The organism is Betaproteobacteria bacterium, assembly GCA_016720065.1.
Classification (GTDB): domain Bacteria; phylum Pseudomonadota; class Gammaproteobacteria; order Burkholderiales; family Rhodocyclaceae; genus SSSZ01.
Map to the genome: position 1 here is coordinate 164,452 of JADJXY010000002.1, position 20,502 is coordinate 184,953.

Consider the following 20,502-nt stretch of genomic DNA (forward strand, 5'->3'; position numbering starts at 1 on the left):
CGATTCGACTGCCCGGCCTTGTGCCGGGCGTTTTCATTAAGGAGTTGCAAATGCCTTCTTTCGATTTCACTTCCGAGGCCGACATGGTGGCACTCAAGAACGCCGTCGATGTGGCCGCCCGGCAGATCGAGAACCGTTACGACTTCAAGGGCACCTCGGCCAAGGTCGAGTTGAGCGAGAAGGACAAGCTCATCACCCTGCACGGGGATTCCGACTTCCAGTTGGATCAGATCAAGGACATCCTCTTTCCCGCCATGGAGAAGAAGGAGGTCGAGAGCACCAAGCGCCTCGACCACCAGCCGGTGCAGAAGGTCTCCGGCAACAAGGTGAAGCAGGAGCTGAAGATCAAGATGGGCATCGAGACCGAACTGGCAAAGAAGATCGTCAAGCTGGTCAAGGATGCCAAGCTCAAGGTGCAGGCTTCCATCCAGGGCGACGCCGTGCGCGTCCAGGGCGCCAAGCGGGACGACCTGCAGGAGTGCATCGCCCTGATCCGCAAGTCCATCACCGACTTTCCCATCAAGGCGGGAAACTTCCGCGACTGAGCGCGGCGTGCCCGGCTGCGAAAAAGGCACCTGCGGGCGCCTTTTCTACGCCTTCAGACCCGTGATCCAGACACCGTAGAGCCGGTCCGCCAAGGCGCGCATGACCGGCAGGCGGGCGGCAGCCTCGCCGAGCATCGCTTCCGGCTTCTGCACGCTGGGCTGGTCCGCGACGGCGGCGGCTTCCTCGGCCCACTGGCAGCACCAGGTGGCGATCATCTCCGGCGTCATTTCCACATGGCACTGCATGCCCAAGTGGGGGCCGCAGACAAACACTTGGTTGGCGCAGTAGGCGTTGGCGAAAAGGCGTGTGGCGCCAGGGGGAATGCTGAAGGTCTCGCCATGCCAATGGAATACCGTGCCGGCTCGGCCCGCATGTTCGCCCAGCCACTGGCGGGCAAGGTCGCTCTGCTCGGCCAGGGCCTCGCCCCAGCCGATTTCCCTGACCGGGTTGCGGGTAATCTGGCCGCCCAGGGCCTTGCTCATCAACTGGCCTCCGAGGCAGTGGCCGATTACCGGAATGTCCTTGGCGACGGCATCTTGGATCAGCGCACACACCTGATCAATCCAGGGCAGGGGATCGTTCACGCTCATGGGCCCACCCATGAAACAGAGGCCCGCATAGGCGTCGGCCCCGGCGGGCACTGGCTCTCCGGCATCGATGGCGATGAGGCGCCAGGGAATCCCGTGGCGTTCGAGGAATATGGCAAAATAGCCCGGACCCTCGCTGGGGGAATGGCGGAAAATGGCGACAGGACGCATGAGGGGACGGATGCAGGAAAAACGAGGCTGGCATTTTATGCCCTGGCTGCTGCTTGCGCTATCGTCTGTTTCTCTGGCTGCTGATGTCGGTCTGGCGGGAGTCATGGGAAGCAAGGCCATGCTCACTTTAGGTGGCGGAGACCCGGAAGCGGTGGCCATCGGCCAGAGCTATGGGGGGGCGCGGGTGGTGGCCATACAGGGCGACCAGGTGATCGTCGAGATCGATGGTCGTCGGCGTCCGCTCAAGGTCGGACAGCACGCTGTTGGGAATGCGGGCGCAGGCGAGGGCAGCAAGGCGATTCTGACCTCTGATGGACAGGGGCACTTTTATGCCAACGGAACCATCAATGGCCGTTCGGCACGTTTTCTGGTCGATACCGGGGCCACCATGGTTTCGTTGGGGGCGGGAGACGCCAAACGCCTGGGGCTCGATCCCGCCAAGGGAAAGCGTGGCTACAGCCAGACCGCCAACGGCCAGGTCGAAGTCAGCAAACTTACCCTGGATTCGGTCCAGGTCGGCGACATTACGTTGCACCAGGTGGACGCCATCGTGCATGCGTCGGGGGATTTGCCCTTCGCGCTTCTCGGGATGAGTTTCCTCAACCGGACCGAAATGGTCCGGGATGGGGATACACTGACCCTGCGCCGCCGTTATTGACAGGAGGGGCCATGCCTCAAAAGGATCAGGAAGTCACGCTTCTACGCCAGGAACTCGAACTGCTCATGGGCGAGCGCCAAGTGCTCCTGCAGGTGGCGGGGGCGGCGGCGGCGCTGATTGCGACCTTGGACAGCAAGCGTCTGCCGGTGGGGGCCATCGAGGCCGCCGACGTCGTTGCCACATCGATCAACCGCCTGAGCGAAGAGACCCTGCGCGACGCGCTCGATTCGGTTCATGCGGAAATCGAGGGAGATACCGCAGCCGCATGAGCCTCGATGTCCACCGCCTGCGGGCCTGCCTGCTGCCCGAACCGGCGGTGGGGGAATTCGTTGCCGAGGACGGTGCCCGGGAATGCGAACTGACGCCCGCGGCGGTGCTCTTTCCCATCGTATGCCGCGACGATGGGCCTACCGTCCTCCTGACCCAGCGCACGGCCCACTTGCGCGACCATCCCGGCCAGATCAGCTTTCCCGGTGGACGGGTGGAGGAGGGCGATTCCGGGCCCGTGGCCACGGCTCTGCGCGAAAGTCTGGAGGAAGTCGGGCTGCCGGCGGCCTGTATCGAAGTCATCGGGTTTCTGCCTGAGTATCGGACCGGGACCGGGTTCCGGGTGACTCCCGTGGTGGCCCTGGTGACCCCCCCCTTTCCCGTACGGCCCGATCCTTTCGAAGTGGCGGAAGTCTTCGAAGTGCCGCTGCAATTTCTCCTTGACCCTGCCAACCACCGGCGCGAGGCCGTCCATGTGCGGGGCGCCCTGCGCCAGTATTACGCCATGCCGTACGGTGACTACTTCATCTGGGGGGCCACGGCCGGGATGATCCGCTCCCTCGTCAGTCGCCTGGGACTGGTTGCCGAGGGAACCTGAAACAGTCGGGTGGCAGCTCGACCGTTTCCGTCGGCACCCGGCCAAATCGCGCCGCGAGTCATAGCCTGAGGGGCGTTTTGCCGTGGTTTACCCGCGATTTCGTCAAGTTTTCCGGCGCGGTTTTCGGTATCATCATCCCGTCGCCGTTGCACTGCTCGGCGATCGCCTTCTTTGCCATCGGCGAACGGATCGGCCACCGGCAGATGTGCTTCGAGCGGCAGGCTTCTGGGTCGGGGCAGTGGGTCGCAGGGTGCCAGGCACCGGCGGTCGGGGGGCAAAAGCAATGCGTTGGGCGACCGTGCGGAGTTTTTTGAGGTCCGTGCGCAGTCGATTTCAAACCGGGTGCGTCGGGCCTCGTCCGGCGGGCCATTGCCCTTGGGCGCTTTTTTTGTCGAGCCTCGCCGCCGTGCCAGGCTGAGTGTTTTTTATCAGGAGAATCATAATGAGCAGAGATGTTGTCGTTCTGAGCGCTGTCCGTTCCGCTATCGGTGCCTTTGGCGGTTCCCTGGCCGATTTCGAGGCCAGCGAGCTGGCTGGTGTCGTGATGAAGGAATCGGTCGTCCGCTCCGGCGTCGATCCCCAACTGATCAACTACGTCACCGTCGGCAACTGCATGCCGACCGACGCCCGCTACCCCTACGTTTCCCGCGTCGCCTCCATCCAGGCCGGTCTGTCCATGGACTCAGTTGCTATGCAGGTGAGCCGCCTGTGCGCCTCCGGCCTGCAGGGCATCGTCACCACCGCCCAGAACATTCTGCTGGGTGACTGCGACTACGGCATCGGTGGCGGCGTTGAAGTGATGTCCAAGGCGGCCTACATGCTGCCTGCACTGCGTTCCGGCGCCCGTATGGGCGACACCAAGGCCATCGACTCCATGGTTGCGGTGCTCACCGATCCCTTTGGCGTCGGCCACATGGGCGTGACTGCCGAGAATCTAGCGGTCAAGCATGGCATCTCCCGCGAAGAGCAGGATGCCTTCGCCGTCGAATCCCAGCGCCGCGCCGCGGCCGCCATCGACGCCGGCCACTTCAAGTCCCAGATTCTCCCCATCGTGAAGCAGACCAAGAAGGGCGAAGTGGTTTTCGATACCGACGAACACCTCAAGCGCGGCACCACCATGGAATCCCTGGCCAAGATGAAGCCGGCCTTCAAGAAGGACGGGGGCACGGTCACGGCAGGCAACGCCTCCGGCATCAACGACGGTGCCGCCTTCTTCGTTCTGGCCGATGGTGACACCGCGGTCAAGGCCGGCTACAAGCCCATGGCCCGTCTGGTCTCCTACGCCGTGGCCGGTGTGCCCAACGACATCATGGGTGAAGGCCCGATTCCCGCGTCTCGCCTGGCCCTCAAGAAGGCCGGTCTGACGCTCGACCAGATGGACGTCATCGAGTCCAACGAAGCCTTCGCCGCCCAGGCCCTGTCCGTCATGAAGGTGCTGGGTCTCGACCCGGCCAAGACCAACCCCAACGGTGGTGCCATCGCCCTGGGCCACCCGGTCGGCTGTTCCGGCGCCTTCATCGCCACCAAGGCGGTGTATGAAATGAACCGCATCGGTGGCAAGTACTGTCTGGTGACCATGTGTATCGGGGGCGGGCAGGGTATCGCCGCCATCTTCGAGCGCGTCTGATCTCCTGCGCTCCAGGACAGGAAACCGCCGGCTGGTCCGGCGGTTTTTCTTTTCTGCTGCCAGCAAGATGAAAGTACGGCCGCGCCTCCAGCGCGTAGACCATGGGTTCAGAAATGCAGGAAGACCGGGGAGCCACCGAATAGCCCGGATCTTCCGGGGGCAGTGGGGATTGCCGAACCCTTGGGTTCCGCCTTGAGGGCGTGTAACTTGTTCTTGCTTCGCAAAGAAAATGTCACCAAAAAGAAGGCGACCCCAGGGGCGACGCCGGGCGTTGCCCGGTCCCGTGCGCGACTCGGGCTCCCGGGCGGGTCGCTAAACTCGCCTGCGGCTCGGACAACGCGACCCGAAGGCCCCCGGAAGCCCTGCGTTGCTCAGCGTCTTCCATGGGGGGGACAGGCGTCCGGGCTCAAAAGTCGGGTCGGCGGCCTTGGCTGCCTTAGTTCGGAGCGTGGGTGAGAGGCGGTTGAACCGTTCAGTCCGGCCGCTTCTGGGCCCCTTGAGAGGAGCCGAGCAACGCAGGGGGCTTGGGGGAAGTCGGCTCGCGTTGTCTGAGCCCCCGGGGCGAGTTTAGCGAGCCGCCCAAGCCCCCGAGTAGCGCAGGGTACCCCGCAACGCGGGGCTCCGACCCAGGGGTGGCTTCTAGCTACTTTCTTCTTGCCACCAAGAAGAAAGTACGCCCGCGCATCAGGCGCGGAAACCATGGTTTCAGAAAAGCGGGCATGCCGGGCAGCCACCGTATGGCCCGGCTTTCCCGGAAGCATCACGGACTGCGGAAGCTATCTGCGGGCCAGGCTAATAGAATGCGGATTCCCTGTCCTGGGGCGAAGTGGTGCAGGGTTGCCACGCATTGCCCAGGAATGGTGCGGGAATGGCCTGGTCGGGCCACCAGAAGGGGAATACCGGTGGCTCGGCTTTTGCTAATGCTGCCCCATATATCGATCGGAGAACCCCGTGTCCATTCACGTCGCCCTCAACCACGTTACCCACTACCACTACGACCGCCTGGTCGGCCTCGGCCCCCAGGTCATCCGCCTGCGGCCCTGTCCCCATTCGCGGACCCGCATCCTGTCCTACGCGTTGAAGGTCGGGCCGGCAGAGCATTTCATCAACTGGCAGCAGGATCCCCAGGGCAACTACTTGGCCCGCCTGGTCTTCCCGGAGAAGACCCGGGAGTTCCGCATCGAGGTCGATCTGGTGGCCGAGATGTCGGTCATCAACCCCTTCGATTTCTTCCTGGAACCCCACGCCGAGCACATTCCCTTTGCCTACGAGGCCTGGCAGCGCCACGAACTGACGCCCTACCTCTACCAGTTGCCGGCGACGCCGCGCTTCCAGCAGTACCTCGACGCCATTCCCCGGGCCAGGGCCCGCAGCGTCGATTTCCTGGTCGCCCTGAACGCCCGCCTGCAGCAGGACATCGCCTACACCATCCGCATGGAGCCCGGCGTGCAGACGCCGGAGGAAACCCTGGTGAAGCGTTCCGGCTCCTGCCGCGATTCGGCCTGGCTGCTGGTGCAACTCCTGCGCCACCTGGGCCTCGCCGCCCGCTTCGTCTCCGGCTACCTGATTCAACTGACGCCGGACGTCAAATCCCTCGATGGTCCCTCGGGGCCGGAAGCCGATTTCACCGACCTCCACGCCTGGGCCGAGGTCTATCTGCCCGGTGCGGGCTGGATCGGCCTCGATCCCACCTCCGGCCTCTTCGCCGGGGAAGGCCACATTCCGCTTGCCTGTACGCCGGAACCTGCGTCTGCTGCGCCGCTCACCGGCGCCATCGACGAATGCGAAACGACATTCGGCCACACCATGCGGGTCACCCGCATCTGGGAAGCGCCCCGGGTGACCAAACCGTACAGCGACGAGCAGTGGGCGGAGATCGAAAGCCTCGGCCATCGCATCGACGCCCGGCTCACGGCCCGCGACGTGCGCCTGACCCAGGGCGGCGAACCCACCTTCGTGGCCGTGGACGACCCCGACGGCGCCGAGTGGAACACCGACGCCCTCGGGCCCACCAAGCGCCTGCTGGCGGCAGACCTCTTCCATCGCCTGCGGGAAAAATACGGTGCCCAGGGCTTCATGCACTTCGGCCAGGGCAAGTGGTACCCCGGCGAGCAACTGCCGCGCTGGAGCCTCAACTGCTTCTGGCGCAAGGACGGCCAGCCCCTGTGGGGCAACCCGGCCCTCTACGCCGACGAGAAGAAGGACTACGGCGTCACCGAGGCCCAATCGGCGGCTTTCCTGGAGCGGGTGGCCCGCAACCTGGGCCTCGACTCCGGGGACATCTTCCCTGCCTTCGAAGACGTTTTCTACTACCTGTGGCGGGAGCGGCGCCTGCCCGGCAACGTCGATCCCTTCGACTCGCGGGTGGACGATCCCTTGGAGCGGGCCCGCCTGATGAAGGTGTTTTCCCAGGGCCTGACCCAGACCGTCGGCCACGTCTTCCCGGTGATGAGGGACGTCGCTGGCCGGTGGCAGACCGGCCCCTGGTTCCTGCGCTCCGAGCGCTGCTACCTGTTCCCCGGCGACTCGCCCATGGGCTGGCGCCTGCCGCTGGATTCCCAACCCTGGGTCGCCAAGGCCGACTACCCCTACCAGCATCCCCTCGATCCTTCCCAGGTGCCGGCGCCCCTCAAGTCCTACGCCGAAATCCGCCGGCAATTCGCGGCCGTGGTGGAGGCCGCCCGGGCCCGCCAGGTCGCTGCCGGCCGGGGCGAGGGCAAGGCTGCCGCCCCTGACACCGTGCCAGGCTTCAAGGAATCCGCCGCCTTGATCACCCGGCTGGCCATGTGCGCCCAGCCCCGGGACGGCAAGCTCTACGTCTTCATGCCCCCCACCGGCGGGCTCGACGATTACCTGGAGCTGGTGGCCGCCTGCGAGCAGGCCGCCGAGGCCATGAACCTGCCGCTCATTTTCGAGGGCTACCCGCCCCCCGCCGACCCGCGCCTGGCCCATTTCAGCGTCACCCCCGACCCCGGGGTCATTGAGGTGAACGTGCATCCAGCCAGATCCTGGGACCAACTCGTGGAGCGGACCACCCACCTCTACGACGCCGCCCACCTCTCCCGCCTGACCAGCGAGAAGTTCATGCTCGACGGCCGCCACACCGGCACCGGCGGCGGCAACCACTTCGTCCTCGGCGGCGCGACGCCCAACGATTCCCCCTTCCTGCGCCGGCCGGATTTGCTCAAGAGCCTTATCGCCTACTGGCACAACCACCCCAGCCTCTCCTACCTGTTTTCCGGCCTGTTCATCGGCCCCACCAGCCAGGCGCCGCGGGTGGACGAGGCGAGGAACGACGCCCTCTACGAACTGGAGATCGCCTTCCGGGAAATCGCGCGCCAGGGCGACAACACGCAGCCCTGGCTCATCGACCGCATCCTGCGCAACCTGCTGGTCGACGTTACCGGCAATACCCACCGGGCCGAATTCTGCATCGACAAACTCTATTCGCCTGACGGTCCCGCCGGCCGCCACGGGCTCCTGGAACTGCGCGCCTTCGAGATGCCGCCCCACGCCCGCATGTCGCTGGCGCAGCAGCTTCTCCTGCGCGGCCTCATCGCCCGCTTCTGGGACCAGCCCTACGATCCGCCCCGGCTGGCCCGCTGGGGCACCGAACTGCACGACCGCTTCATGCTGCCCCATTTCGTCGAGCAGGATTTCCGCGACGTGGCGGAGGACATGCAGCAGGCCGGCTTCCCCTTTCAGGCTGAGTGGTTCGCCCCTCATTTCGAATTCCGCTTTCCCAAGTACGGCGACTTCGCCGCCAAGGGCATCGACTTCGAGCTGCGCCACGCCCTCGAACCCTGGCATGTCATGGGGGAGGAGGGCAATGTGGGGACCACCGTGCGCTTCGTCGATTCCTCGGTGGAGCGGGTCCAGGTCAAGGTCGCCGGCATGGCGCCGGACCGCTACGTGCTCACCTGTAACGGCCGTGCCGTTCCCCTGCAGCCCACCGGCACCAACGGCGAGTTCGTCGCCGGCGTGCGTTACCGGGCCTGGCAGCCGGCCTCCTGCCTGCACCCCACCGTCGGCGTCCATGGCCCCCTGGTCTTCGATCTGGTGGATACCTGGATGCAGCGCTCCCTGGGCGGCTGCCAGTACCACGTGGCTCACCCCGGCGGGCGCAATTTCGAGGCCTTTCCGGTCAATGCCTTCGAGGCGGAAAGCCGCCGCCTGGCCCGCTTCTTCCGCTTCGGCCACACGCCGGGACGGATGCAGGTCCAGGCCCCCGAGATCAGCGCCGAACACCCGTTTACGCTAGACTTGCGGCGTTTCTAACGCCGAATGACGGCGCGCTGCGGCGCGCCGTTCTTGCCTTTACGACCGTCCATGGCCCGCACCCTGCTCGCCATCTATCCCCGCAATACCCGGCGCTTCGACGAAATGTTGACAGCCACGGGGGTGGTGCGGCCCCATTGGCGGCAATTCCTGGGCCATCTGGACGCGGCGGCGCCGGAGGTGATGCGGGAGCGGGTCGAGTTCGTCGATCGCCGTATTCAGGAAAACGGCGTCACCTACAACGTCTATGCCGATCCCAACGGGGCCGACCGGCCCTGGGCTCTGGATCCGCTGCCCTTCATCATCGCCGCCGACGAGTGGCGTCAGATCGCGGCGGCGGTGGCGCAGCGGGCCGCTGTCCTGAACCGGGTGCTGGCCGACCTCTACGGTGAGCAGCGTCTGCTGGCCGAGGGCCTCCTGCCCCCCGCCCTGGTCTACGGCCAGCACGGCTACCTCTGGCCCTGCCGCGGACTGCGGCCGCCGGGCAATACCTGGCTCCATTTCTACGCCGTGGACCTGGCCCGCTCGCCCGACGGGCGCTGGTGGGTCATCGCCGACCGCACCCAGGCCCCCTCAGGTGCCGGCTACGCCCTGGAAAACCGGCTCATCATCTCGCGGGTCTTTCCCGAACTGTTCCGCGACCTGCGCGTCGAGCATCTGGCGGATTTCTTCCGCGCCCTGCAGGATTCCCTCTCCGGCCTGGCACCGGTGGCCCGGGGCGAGCAGCCCCACGTCGTACTCCTGACACCCGGCCCCTACAACGAAACCTATTTCGAACACGCCTATCTGGCCCGCTACCTGGGCTTTCCCCTGGTGGAAGGCCAGGATCTCACGGTGCGGGGCGACACGGTCTTCCTCAAGACCCTGCGGGGGCTGAAGCGAGTGCATGTCATCCTGCGCCGCCAGGACGACAGTTTCTGCGATCCCCTCGAACTGCGGGGCGATTCGGCGCTGGGCGTCCCCGGGCTCTTGAATGCCGTGCGCGCCCGCCAGGTGGTGGTGGCCAACGCCCTGGGCAGCGGCCTCATCGGTTCCGGCGCCCTCATGGGCTTCGTCCCCGCCCTGTGCGAACGTCTCCTGGGCGAAAGGCTCGCCATGCCCGCGGTGGCCACCTGGTGGTGCGGCGAGCGGCCGGCCCTGGACTACGTGCGGGAGCACCTGGACGAACTGGTCATCAAGCCGGCCTTTCCCACCCAGCATTTCGAGCCGACCTTCGGGCGCGACCTCCAGGGCGAGGCGCGGGAGGAGATGCTGCGCCGTATCGACACCCGGCCCCACGCCTACGTCGCCCAGGAACTGGTGCATCTGTCCCAGGCCCCCATCTGGAGCCGTGCCCACGAACGTCGCCTGCTGGCCCGGGCGGTGGGCCTGCGCGTCTATGCGGTGGCCACGCCGGACGGTTATACGGTGATGCCCGGGGGCCTCGCGCGGGTGGCCAGCGCCGCCAACGCCCTGGTGATCTCGATGCAGCGGGGCGGCTCGTCCAAGGACACCTGGGTGCTGACCGAAGGCCACGTCAGCGACTTCAGCCTGCTGAAATCGTCCCTGGGGATCGGCGACCTGGTGCGCGGCGGTGCCAATCTCTCCTCGCGGGTGGTAGAGAATCTCTACTGGGTCGGGCGCTATTCCGAGCGCTTCGACTGCACCGCCCGCCTGCTGCGGGTCGTCCTCGCGCGTCTGGTCGAAGCCGGGGGAGAACTCACCCCGGCCCTGGTGGCGGTGCAGCAACTGGCCGAGGAGATGGACATCGTTCCCACCCGGGAGGAGGACGAGGCCTCGCCCAGACATGCCGAACATCGCCTGCTGGAGGCCATCTACGATCCCGACCAGACCGGCAGTCTGGCGGGGGCCATCCGCAGCGTGATGTGGTCGGCGACCCACGTGCGGGAGCGTCTCTCCCTCGACCACTGGCATTCCCTCAACGGCCTGCAGAGAAGTCTCCAGAACGCCCGTTGCAAGACCCCTTCGCTGCCCGAGGCCATCGCCTTCCTGGATCGGGTGCTGCTCGTCTCCTCGTCCCTCACAGGCTTCGCCGTGGACAACATGACCCGGGACGACGGTTGGCGCTTCCTGGTGGTGGGGCGGCGCATCGAGCGTCTCGTGACCCTCGCCACGGCCATGGCGCACTTCCTCCGCCTGCCCTCGGCCCGGGCCCCCGGCACCCTGGAGTGGCTGCTGGAACTGATGGACAGCATCATTACCTTCCGCTCCCGCTACTCCCGGCCGCCGGAACTGATGCCGGTCCTCGATCTTCTGGTCTTCGACGAATCCAACCCCCACGGCGTCGCCTTCCAGATCGAAAGCCTCATCCGCTACCTGGAGCGCATGGACCGGGATCTGGGCGACATTCGGGACGAGCGCCTCATCGCTGCGGGCAAGGCCTTGCGGGCCACTGACCTGGGGCGCTTTGCCGGCGTCTCCTTCCACGACTGCCGCGAGTGCTCACCCTGCGAGGAACTGGCCGCCCTCCTGGACGAAGTGGTGGCCGCGGTGCATGCCCTGTCCGACCGCCTGGCCATGCGCTTCTTCACCCATGTCGGCGACGTCAGCCACCAGACCCTTGCCCTTTGAGAGCCTGTGAAAATTTCATTCACCCCCGCTCGTCATGCCCAGCCGCGCCCGCTCGGCGTTGCCAATGCTCGCCATAGCCCACGCTATGGCTGTGCTTGGCGCCTTGATCGTGCACCGCTGTGCACGCCGCTCGGGCGCGCCCGAAAAATTCACAGGCTCTGATCATGGCCCGCTACCACGTTGCCCACGAAACCCGCTACGCCTACGGCGCGCCGGTGTCGCTCTCGCAGCAGCAATTGCACCTCTCGCCCCGCATCCTGCCCTGGCAGCATTGCGAAGCGCATCACATCGACATCGACCCCCCGCCCAACTGGCGGCGTTACGGGCGCGATGCCTTCGACAACCCGGTCCTGTGGGTCAGCTTCGAGACTCCCCACGAGGCCCTGACGGTTCATTCCACCCTGACCGTCGAGGTGATGCCCCATCGGCCCACCTTCGCCCCGGAGGAAACGCTGCCCTGGGAGACGGTACGGGACCGGCTGGCCTATGGCGCCACGCCCCCCGACGAAGACGACCTCGTCGCCACCCGCTTCCTCTTCGAATCGCCCTTCGTGCGGATCAAGCACGAATTCGCCGCCTACGCCGGCGAGTGCTTTCCCGAGGGCCAGCCCCTGCTGGCCGGGGCCATGGCCCTGATGGAAAAAATCCACCGCGAATTCGAATTCGACCCGGAAGCCACCACGGTGGCCACCCCGGTCCTCGAAGTGCTGCAGAGGAAGCGCGGCGTATGCCAGGATTTCGCCCACCTCATGATCGCCTGTCTGCGTTCCCTGGGGCTGGCCGCCCGCTACGCCAGCGGCTACCTCCTCACTCATCCGCCGCCGGGGCGGCCACGTCTGGTGGGGGCCGACGCTTCCCACGCCTGGGTTTCCCTCTATTGCCCCGGGGGTGGTGACGGCTGGGTCGATCTCGACCCCACCAACAATCTCCTGCCCGACACCGAGCACATCACCATCGCCATGGGGCGCGATTTCAGCGACATCTCGCCCCTGCGCGGCGTCATCCTGGGGGGCGGCAGTCACGAGCCGGAGGTCGCCGTGACGGTGACGCCCCTCGACCCGGAAGAGGTCGAGGCCGCTCCCGATGTCCCCTGAGCCGTACCGCCTGCCGCAAGCCGCGGCGTTGGCGGTGGTGGGGGCAGGCCCCGCCGGTCTGATGGCCGCCGAAGTCCTCGCCGCCCGCGGTCTGACCGTGGAGGTCTATGACGCCATGCCGTCCCCGGGGCGCAAATTCCTCATGGCCGGGCGCGGCGGGCTCAACATCACCCACTCCGAAGCCTTCGACCGCTTCCTCGCCCGCTACGGCGCAGGGCGCGGATTTCTGGAGCCCTCGCTCGCCGCCTTCGGCCCCGACGCCCTGCGGCAATGGATGGCCGGGCTGGGCATAGCGAGCTTCGTCGGTTCCTCGGGCCGGGTTTTTCCCGAAGGCATGAAGGCGGCACCCCTGTTGAGGGCCTGGCTGCACCGGCTGCGCGCTGCCGGGGTGCGCCTGCACGTGCGCCATCGCTGGCAGGGGTGGGACGCCCAAGGCGCCCTCTGCTTCGCGACTCCAGCCGGTGCTCTTGCCCTGCGGCCTGCGGCGACCGTGCTCGCCCTGGGAGGCGGGAGCTGGCGCCGGCTAGGGTCCGACGGCGCCTGGGTGCCCTGGCTGGCCGGGCGGGGCATCGAGGTGGTGCCGCTGCAGCCGGCCAATTGCGGCTTCGATGTGGCCTGGTCGCCCTATTTCCGGGAGCGATTCGCCGGCCAGCCCCTCAAGGCCATCGTCGCGCGCCACGGCGGCCAGGCGGTGCCCGGTGAGTGTGTCGTGAGCGCCCGGGGCATCGAGGGAGGCGCAGTCTATGCGCTCTCCGCCGCCCTGCGCGAAAGTCTGGCGCGGGGCGAGGCGACGGCCCTGGTGCTCGACCTGGCGCCGGGGCGTGACGCGGCGGTCCTGGCCGAGCAACTCGCCCGGCCCCGGGGACGGGACAGCCTGGCCAACCACCTGCGCCGCCGGGCCGGGATCGAGGGCGTCAAGGCGGCCCTGCTGCGGGAATTCCATGCCCCGGCCGAACTGGGCGATGCGGCATTTCTGGCCCGGGCGATCAAGGCCCTGGCCATCCCGCTCCAGGCGCCGCGGCCCCTGGACGAAGCCATCAGCAGCGCCGGGGGGGTCGCCCTGGCGGAATGCACCGACGCGCTCATGCTCAAGGCCCTGCCCGGAGTGTTCTGCGCCGGGGAAATGCTGGACTGGGAGGCGCCCACCGGCGGCTATCTCCTCAGCGCCTGCCTCGCCACCGGCCGGCGGGCCGGGGAGGGCGCGGCAGCCTGGCTGAAGAGCGCCAGCGGGGCTTGATCCCGGCGCGTCAGCACGGCGCGATCCATGGTAAGTTTGCGCTTCACCGTCGCCGGCATGCCGGCCGCAACCCAGGAACCGGAGCCATGCCCCCCAGCGTACTTGTCGTCGAGGACGAACCGATCAACCAGGAACGCCTGGTGGAGACCCTGGCCGAGGAGGGCTACCGGGTGGTTGCCGCCTCCTCCGGGGGCGAGGCGTGGGAGCACCTGCAGGGGGCGAATGCCGGTTTCGACGTGATCCTGCTGGACCGCATGATGCCGGACATGGATGGCATCGAAATCCTGCACCGGCTCAAGGCGCGGGAAGGGTGGGAGCACGTGCCGGTCATCATGCAGACCGCCATGACCGCCGATGCCGACGTGGCCGAGGGCCTGCGGGCGGGGGCCTTCTATTACCTGACCAAGCCTTTTTCCGCCGATACCTTGCTGGCCATTGTCGGCGCGGCGCTGGAAGATCGTCTCGAACACCAGGAACTACGACGGGAAGCGGCCCGCATCGGGCAGAGCTTCGGCTGCCTGCAGCAGGCGACCTTCGTCTTTCGCACGCCGGAGGAAGCGCGCAACCTCGCCACCCTGGCCGCCAACGCGGCGCCGGACCCCGCCCGGGTGGTGCTGGGTCTTTCGGAACTGATGCTCAACGCGGTGGAGCACGGCAATCTGGGCATCAGTTACGGCGAGAAGTCTGCCCTCATCGAGCAGGGCACGCTGCCGGACGAGATCGCCCGCCGCTTGGCCTTGCCCGAATATGCGGGGCGGGTGGGCCTACTGGAAATCCGCCGCGAGGCCGGAAGCCTGATCTTCACCGTGCGGGACCAGGGGGCCGGGTTCGACTGGCACCGCTACCTGGAACTTTCGCCGGAGCGGGCCTTCGATACCCACGGCCGCGGCATCGCCATGTCGCGCATGCTCAGCTTCGATGCCCTGGAGTATCGGGGCAGGGGCAACGAGGTCGTCGCGACCTTGACGCTCTGAGCTTGTGAAAAAAGTGCAGGGAGCGAAGCAGGCTCCCGAGTAGTGCCCGCGCATCAGGCGCGGAACCCATGGGTTCAAAAAACCGGGCAGGCCGGGGAGCCACCGAATGGCCCGGTTTTTCCGGAGGCAGTGGGGATGGCTGAATCTTGGGGTTCAGCCATCCCCACTGCCCATCGCTGACCCGGGAGACGCCACGATGGATCATGACCCTCTCTGGGCCGGCGCTTTGAGCCTGGTTCTCCTGCACGAAGAGACCGGATGCCCCCATTCCGCGCTCCATGCCGCACGCCGGCTGGAGCGCATCAGCGAGCTGCCGGAGATCGACGGGAGCACCCGCGACCTGACCGGTCGCCGCAGCCACGATACGTCCCACGCCCGCTCCCAGCCCCGCCGCAGCCGGCAGGCGTCCCATCCGCGCTGTCACGCTTCCCCAATTCCCATGCCGACCCGCTTTCCCGCTCCCCAACGCCCGGCGACCGCCTTCCCCGCCCAGTCGTCCGAAACGCCCTGCCACGTTGCCGGCGGCGCCATCCGCCTGTCCCTGTCCTCGGACCTGCAAGGGCCTGCCGGGGAAGAAGCCTCGCCCCGCAAGGGTTCCCGCCGCCAGCGCCTGTGGGAACTGGGCCACAAGTGCCACTGCCCCATCGTCGGCGTGTGTTTTTCGGTGGAGGAACTGCGAAAACGGCCATTTGTAACTCGCAAATTCATTTGAGCTGGTGAGCATCGGGGGCATGGATTGAATCGATTTAAGGAAAGGCCTTTGCTTCTCTTCGCCTACATCCTGTCGTAATTCAAAATGCATAGCAATTGTGATGGGCCATCCCTGGCCGGTGGGAAGTAACTGCGAGCACTGAGATGGTCGCCTTGGACCGACGCCCCTCCACTCCCCGCCACCCCCCCGCCCCGCTTCCCGCCAACCTTGGCGCCTTGCCTATCGCGTCGCGGGTGGCGATGGTAATCTCTTCTCCCAACCGTGGAACCCCTTGCCCCTTCGCCCTTCGCCGATCTTGAACCCGCTGCCGTGTGGCGGCACTTTGCCATGCTGTGCGCCGTTCCCCGGCGTTCCAAGGAAGAGGGGGCGGTGCGGGATCAGGTGGTGGCCTGGGCGGTGCAAGGGGGGCTGGAGACGCGGGTCGATGGGGCCGGGAACCTGCTGATCCGCAAGCCGGCGTCGGCGGGGCGCGAGGCGGCGGCGGTGCTTGTCTTGCAGGGCCATCTGGACATGGTGTGCCAGAAGAATGCCGGTTGCGAACACGATTTCTCCCGCGATCCGATCCGCCCGCAGTGCCGGGACGGCTGGCTGGTGGCGGACGAGACGACCCTGGGGGCGGACAATGGCCTGGGTGTGGCCCTGATTCTGGCCCTGCTGGAGGATCGCGAGGCCGTCCACGGTCCCCTGGAGGCGCTGCTGACGGTGGATGAGGAAGCCGGCATGGGCGGCGCCCGGGGGCTGGACGCCGATCTGGTCGGCGGGCGCCTCCTGCTCAATCTGGATACCGAGGAGTGGGGCGAGTTCTACGTCGGCTGCGCCGGCGGGCTGGACGTCAATGTGGAGCGGCGGGGCCCGGCGGAGATGCCGCCGGCCGGCCACCGTGCGTATCGCATCGTGCTATCCGGCTTGCAGGGCGGCCATTCGGGGATCGACATCCATCGCGGCCGGGGCAATGCCATCAAGCTGCTGGTGCGTGTGCTGCGGGATCTGGAAGGGGAGGGGCTGCGCCTCTCCGAGCTGCGGGGGGGAACCGCCCGCAACGCCCTGCCGCGGGAGTGCGAGGCGGTGGTGACCCTTCCCCTGTCCGGCGCCGCCGCGCTGGAGGCCCGGCTGGCGGAGTGGCAGGCGCTGCTGCGCCGGGAGCTGGCGGGGGCCGACGAGGGCTTGCGGCTGGCGGCGGTGCTGGCCAGCCCCGGCCAGGTCATGGCGCCTTCCGAGCAGGCGATCTGGCTGGCGTCCCTGCACGCCGCGCCCCAGGGCGTGCGGCGCATGAGCGTCGCGTTCCCGGGGGTGGTGGAAACTTCCGACAACCTGGGAGTGGTGGAACTGGGACCGGATGGCGGTGCCTGCACCTTCATGGTCCGCTCCCTGCACGGCAGCGGCAGCCTCGCCCTGGCCGACGAGATCGTCAGCCTCTTCGCCCTTTCCGGCACCCGGGCCACGCCTTCGGGCCAGTATCCCGGCTGGGCGCCCCAAGCCGCCTCGCCGCTCCTCGTCCGCTGCCAGAAGGTCTATCGGCGGGAATTTGGCGCGGCGGCAGGCGTCCAGGTCATCCACGCCGGGCTGGAGTGCGGCCTCATCGGCGCGCGCTTCCCGGGGATGGATATGGTGTCCTTCGGGCCCACCATCCGGGGCGCCCATGCCCCCGGCGAACGGGTGGAGATTGCCTCGGTGGAGCGCTGTTGGCGCCTGCTGCGCGCCATCGTGGCCGAGGAGGCCGCGGCCGGCTCTTGAGGCGGGTGGGGGGCCGCGCAGCGGCGAAACCCTTGGCCGCCGCCTTCAGCGCGCCGCCACCACCCGATTGCGGCCGCTGGCCTTGGCCTGGTAGAGGGCGCCGTCCGCGGCGGCGACCAGGGCAGGGGCGTCAGCCAGGGCGGGGGTGGTGACGGAGGCCCCGACGCTGACCGTAATGGGAATGATCCAGTCTTCCCATTCGAAGGTCGCCTGCTCGACGGCCAGGCGGATGCGTTCGGCCACCTCCCGCGCCGTGTCCAGGCCGGTGGCGGGGAGGACGACGGCGAATTCCTCGCCGCCGTAGCGGAAGACCAGGTCCCCGGCCCGGGAGCCGGCCGCCAGCAGGACGGCCAGACGGCGCAGGACGGCGTCGCCGGCGGCGTGGCCCCAGGTGTCGTTCACCGTCTTGAAATGGTCGATGTCCAGCATGAGCAGGGCGATGGGCTGGCCGGCGGCCTGGGCGGCTTCCCACTCGCTGCCCAGGAAGTCGAGGCCATGGCGGCGGTTGGGCAACTGGGTCAGGGGGTCGGTCAGGGCCACCTGGATGAGGCGGCGATGGGAATCGGCGAACTCGCCAGCGCTGCGCACGAGGTCCTGGCGCTCCCGGCGCATTTCGCCGCGCAGGGCCATCAGGCGCCGGGCGATGGCCAGGCGCAGGCGCAGGCCTTCGCCGCGGCCGGCCTTGTCGAGGATGTCGTCGGCCCCCGCCTCCACCGCGCCCAGGGCGCTGGCGTCCCAGGGGCGGGCGCTCAGTGCCAGCACATAGGGTTCGTTGCCGCGGGGGCATTGGCGCAGATGCTCGCAGAAGGCCACGCCGTCCAGGCCGGGGCAGTCCAGGTCCACCAGCACCAGGGGCGGCGGTGCTGCGCACACGGCGGCCAGGGCGCGGGCCGGATCGGCCTGGAGCGTGGCGCACAGCCCTTCGTCGGCCAGCAGCGCCGCCCAGGCGGCGGCATCGGGGCCGGCCGCGGCGAGCAGCAGGGCGGGGGTTCCCGCCGCAGCCACTTCCTCCGCCCCGCCCCGGGGCGGGCTGGCGGCGAGGAGATCGGCAAAGGGCGGCAGATCCCGGGTGCGCACCTGGAGCACCGAGCCCCAGTCCTTCCAGCGTGCGGCGATGGCATCGACCCGTTCCCCCAGGGCGCCGGGATCGACCCCCAGGCGGGCGGAGCGATTGACCAGATCGGGCAGCAGGCCCCAGCGGTCCTCGTCCGGTGCCACGCAGACTTCGGCCAGGGCACGGGCGAAATCGAGGGTGCGGCACAGGGTGTCCTGGCGCGAGCCTTCCGGCAGGCCGGAGTCGTCCGGGAATTCGTGGTGGTAGGCGGCGCGCAACAGCAGTTCCGGCAAGCCCCAGTCGGCCAGCATGCTGGCGGTGAGCGCCCGGTGGTCGAAGCCGAAGCGCTCGTTTTCCAGCACGAGCAGCGCCCGGGGCGCCGGTCGGCCGGCCAGCAGCGCGCCGTAGGCGTCGGGAAAGAGGGTCGCCAGCCCCAGTTCGCCGACCCGGGCCAGGAGGCCCAGGGTGAAGATTTCCTCGTCCGGAACCTGGGCCCGGGGCGCCAGTTCCTGGCAGGCGATGGCGGTGGCCAGGGAGCGGCTCCAGAAGCCTGCATAGTCGAAAGTGCGGCACTGGCCGGCCTGATGGTGGCGCAGGAGCGAAAAGCCCACCACCAGATCGCGCACGCGCAGTGCCCCCAGGGCGAGGATGGCCTGGCGCAGCGCCACCAGGGGCCGCGGCCGGCCCCAGGCCGCGGCGTTGGCGACCTTGAGCAGGCGCCCGGCAATGGCCGGGTCCGACTGCACCAGATGGACCAGTTGTTCGACGGGAAAATCATCCCGCTCCAGGAGCCGCACGATGGCGGCAGCGACGCCCTTGGGCGATGGCAAGCGGCCGCGGGCCTTCAGTTCGGCGAAACGTTCCGGAGGAAGGAGAAGCACGGGGGCATCCATGATTCAGCAACGTGCTGTCATGCTAGCACCGCCGGGCCCGGGGCGGTGCATGCCCCGACGGCCGGGCGGCTTTCCGCGAGTGACGGACGTCCTGCCCGGTCATTCCCCTCGGTCACGGGGTTTCAGCGCCGTTCGGCGCACCCATCTCCGGCCGTTTTGTCGTGCGTCCCCGATTTTCCGGGGAGGGACCTCAATACGTCTTGTAGGGCAGGAACTTGCCGCTCATGGTGATCCGCACGCGATCGCCCTTGGGGTCCGGCTCCCGGGTCAGGTCCATGTTGAAGTCGATGGCGCTCATGATGCCGTCGCCGAATTCCTCGTGGATGAGGGACTTGAAGGTCGTGCCGTAGACGTTGATCAATTCGTAGAAGCGGTAGATCAGCGGGTCGGTGGGCACGGCGGTGGGCAGCGAACCCTTGTAGGGCACGACCTGGAGCTGGGTGACGGCCTCTTGCGGCAAATCAAGCGCGGCGCCCACGGCCTTGGCCTGGGCTTCGGTGAGGGTCATCTGGCCGAGCAGGGCGGCGGTGCTCCATTCCTTGCTGTGGCCCACCACTTCGGCCAGCTGGGCCCAGGTGAGCTTCTTCTTGATCTTCTGGGTGACGATCAGGTCGGTGACTTCTTCGCGGTTCATGGCGCTCTCCTTGTGAAATTAAGCGGCGATGGGGGCGGGGGCCGGTTCGTCTTCGCCGGGGCGGACGACCGGAGGATGGGTCTGGCCGGCCGGCCTGGGGTCTTTCGACCGGCTGACCAGAAAATCGACCAGATGGTTGCGGATGCGGTAAAAGCGCGGGTCGTGGTGAATGTCGTGCCGCGTGCGGCCGCGGGGCAGGGTCACTTCGACGATTTCGGCGATACGGGCGCGGGGGCCGTTGCTCATGAGCAGGATGCGGTCGGAAAGCAGGATCGCCTCATCCACGTCGTGGGTGATCATGAACACCGTCTGCGCCGTGGCCTGGACGATCTTGAGCAGTTCGTCCTGGATGGTGCCGCGGGTCAGGGCGTCGAGGGCGCCGAAGGGTTCGTCGAGCAGCAGCATCTTGGGCTGGATGGCGAAGGCCCGGGCGATGCCGACCCGCTGCTTCATGCCGCCGGAGAGCATGGAGGGCTTCTTGTGCAGGGCGTGGCCGAGACCAACCATTTCCAGGTACTTGGCGGCCTGGGCCTCCACCTCTGCCTTGCTCCAGTCCGGCCAGCGGGAGCGGACGCCGAATTTGACGTTGTCGATGACGCTCATCCAGGGCATGAGCGCGTGGCTCTGGAAGACGACGCCGCGATCCAGCCCCGGCCCGACGACTTCCCGGCTGTCCATGGTGATGTCGCCGCCGCTGGCGCTTTCCAGCCCGGCCAGGGCGTTGAGGATGGTGGTCTTGCCGCAGCCCGAGTGGCCGATGATGCAGACGAATTCGCCCTTCTCCAGGGTGAAATTGACGTTCTCGAACACCGGCGCGTCGTTGCCCGGGTAGGCCTTGGCGAGGTTTTCCACATGCAGGAAGGCCAT

The 20,502-nt window shown here is 67.7% G+C and carries 16 protein-coding genes; 12 read left to right on the forward strand and 4 right to left on the reverse strand.

The annotated features are described in order from the left end of the window. Window positions 1-50 precede the first annotated feature (50 nt). Window positions 51-545, forward strand: a complete 495-nt coding sequence (locus IPM73_03895; protein MBK8917209.1) for a YajQ family cyclic di-GMP-binding protein — start codon at window positions 51-53, stop codon at window positions 543-545. A 45-nt stretch (window positions 546-590) separates the two neighbouring features. Here IPM73_03895 and IPM73_03900 read toward each other — a convergent pair whose 3' ends face one another. Continuing rightward, on the reverse strand, window positions 591-1,304 hold the full coding sequence (locus tag IPM73_03900; protein MBK8917210.1) for a type 1 glutamine amidotransferase: 714 nt from the start codon (window positions 1,302-1,304) through the stop codon (window positions 591-593). A 10-nt stretch (window positions 1,305-1,314) separates the two neighbouring features. On the opposite strand from IPM73_03900, the gene IPM73_03905 reads away from it, so the two are divergent. From IPM73_03905 to IPM73_03955, 11 genes are all read left to right on the forward strand, one after another. Then, the gene (locus IPM73_03905) at window positions 1,315-1,962 is read left to right on the forward strand and encodes a TIGR02281 family clan AA aspartic protease (protein MBK8917211.1); all 648 of its coding nucleotides are present in this window, start codon (window positions 1,315-1,317) and stop codon (window positions 1,960-1,962) included. 11 nt (window positions 1,963-1,973) lie between these two features. Further along, window positions 1,974-2,231: a hypothetical protein gene (locus IPM73_03910; GenBank protein MBK8917212.1), complete on the forward strand. Its 258-nt coding sequence runs from the start codon at window positions 1,974-1,976 to the stop codon at window positions 2,229-2,231. Beyond that, window positions 2,228-2,827: a CoA pyrophosphatase gene (locus IPM73_03915; protein MBK8917213.1), complete on the forward strand. Its 600-nt coding sequence runs from the start codon at window positions 2,228-2,230 to the stop codon at window positions 2,825-2,827. The genes IPM73_03910 and IPM73_03915 overlap by 4 nt, the downstream gene beginning before the upstream one ends. A 442-nt stretch (window positions 2,828-3,269) precedes the next feature. After that, window positions 3,270-4,454 (forward strand): acetyl-CoA C-acyltransferase family protein, encoded by a 1,185-nt coding sequence (locus tag IPM73_03920; GenBank protein ID MBK8917214.1) that lies wholly within the window; start codon window positions 3,270-3,272, stop codon window positions 4,452-4,454. Between the two features lie 951 nt (window positions 4,455-5,405). Continuing rightward, the gene (locus tag IPM73_03925; GenBank protein ID MBK8917215.1) at window positions 5,406-8,732 is read left to right on the forward strand and encodes a transglutaminase family protein; all 3,327 of its coding nucleotides are present in this window, start codon (window positions 5,406-5,408) and stop codon (window positions 8,730-8,732) included. Between the two features lie 51 nt (window positions 8,733-8,783). Then, a complete protein-coding gene (locus tag IPM73_03930) occupies window positions 8,784-11,303 on the forward strand; it encodes a circularly permuted type 2 ATP-grasp protein (protein MBK8917216.1) in 2,520 nt (839 codons plus the stop codon). Between the two features lie 164 nt (window positions 11,304-11,467). After that, window positions 11,468-12,397 (forward strand): transglutaminase family protein, encoded by a 930-nt coding sequence (locus IPM73_03935; GenBank protein ID MBK8917217.1) that lies wholly within the window; start codon window positions 11,468-11,470, stop codon window positions 12,395-12,397. Continuing rightward, window positions 12,387-13,634, forward strand: coding sequence for a TIGR03862 family flavoprotein (locus IPM73_03940; GenBank protein ID MBK8917218.1), 1,248 nt, complete (start codon window positions 12,387-12,389; stop codon window positions 13,632-13,634). Before IPM73_03935 ends, IPM73_03940 begins: the two co-directional genes overlap by 11 nt. A gap of 86 nt (window positions 13,635-13,720) precedes the next feature. Next, a complete protein-coding gene (locus tag IPM73_03945; GenBank protein ID MBK8917219.1) occupies window positions 13,721-14,608 on the forward strand; it encodes a response regulator in 888 nt (295 codons plus the stop codon). A 196-nt stretch (window positions 14,609-14,804) separates the two neighbouring features. Continuing rightward, on the forward strand, window positions 14,805-15,320 hold the full coding sequence (locus IPM73_03950; GenBank protein ID MBK8917220.1) for a hypothetical protein: 516 nt from the start codon (window positions 14,805-14,807) through the stop codon (window positions 15,318-15,320). 327 nt (window positions 15,321-15,647) lie between these two features. Further along, window positions 15,648-17,054 carry an aminoacyl-histidine dipeptidase gene (locus IPM73_03955; GenBank protein ID MBK8917221.1) on the forward strand — a complete coding sequence of 469 codons (1,407 nt, stop codon included), beginning with the start codon at window positions 15,648-15,650 and terminating at the stop codon, window positions 17,052-17,054. A gap of 45 nt (window positions 17,055-17,099) precedes the next feature. On the opposite strand, the gene IPM73_03960 is transcribed toward IPM73_03955, so the two are convergent. From IPM73_03960 to IPM73_03970, 3 genes are all read right to left on the reverse strand, one after another. Beyond that, on the reverse strand, window positions 17,100-18,989 hold the full coding sequence (locus IPM73_03960) for a diguanylate cyclase (GenBank protein MBK8917222.1): 1,890 nt from the start codon (window positions 18,987-18,989) through the stop codon (window positions 17,100-17,102). A 202-nt stretch (window positions 18,990-19,191) separates the two neighbouring features. Beyond that, window positions 19,192-19,635, reverse strand: a complete 444-nt coding sequence (gene cynS, locus IPM73_03965) for a cyanase (GenBank protein MBK8917223.1) — start codon at window positions 19,633-19,635, stop codon at window positions 19,192-19,194. A gap of 18 nt (window positions 19,636-19,653) precedes the next feature. Continuing rightward, the gene (locus IPM73_03970) at window positions 19,654-20,502 is read right to left on the reverse strand and encodes an ABC transporter ATP-binding protein (protein MBK8917224.1); all 849 of its coding nucleotides are present in this window, start codon (window positions 20,500-20,502) and stop codon (window positions 19,654-19,656) included.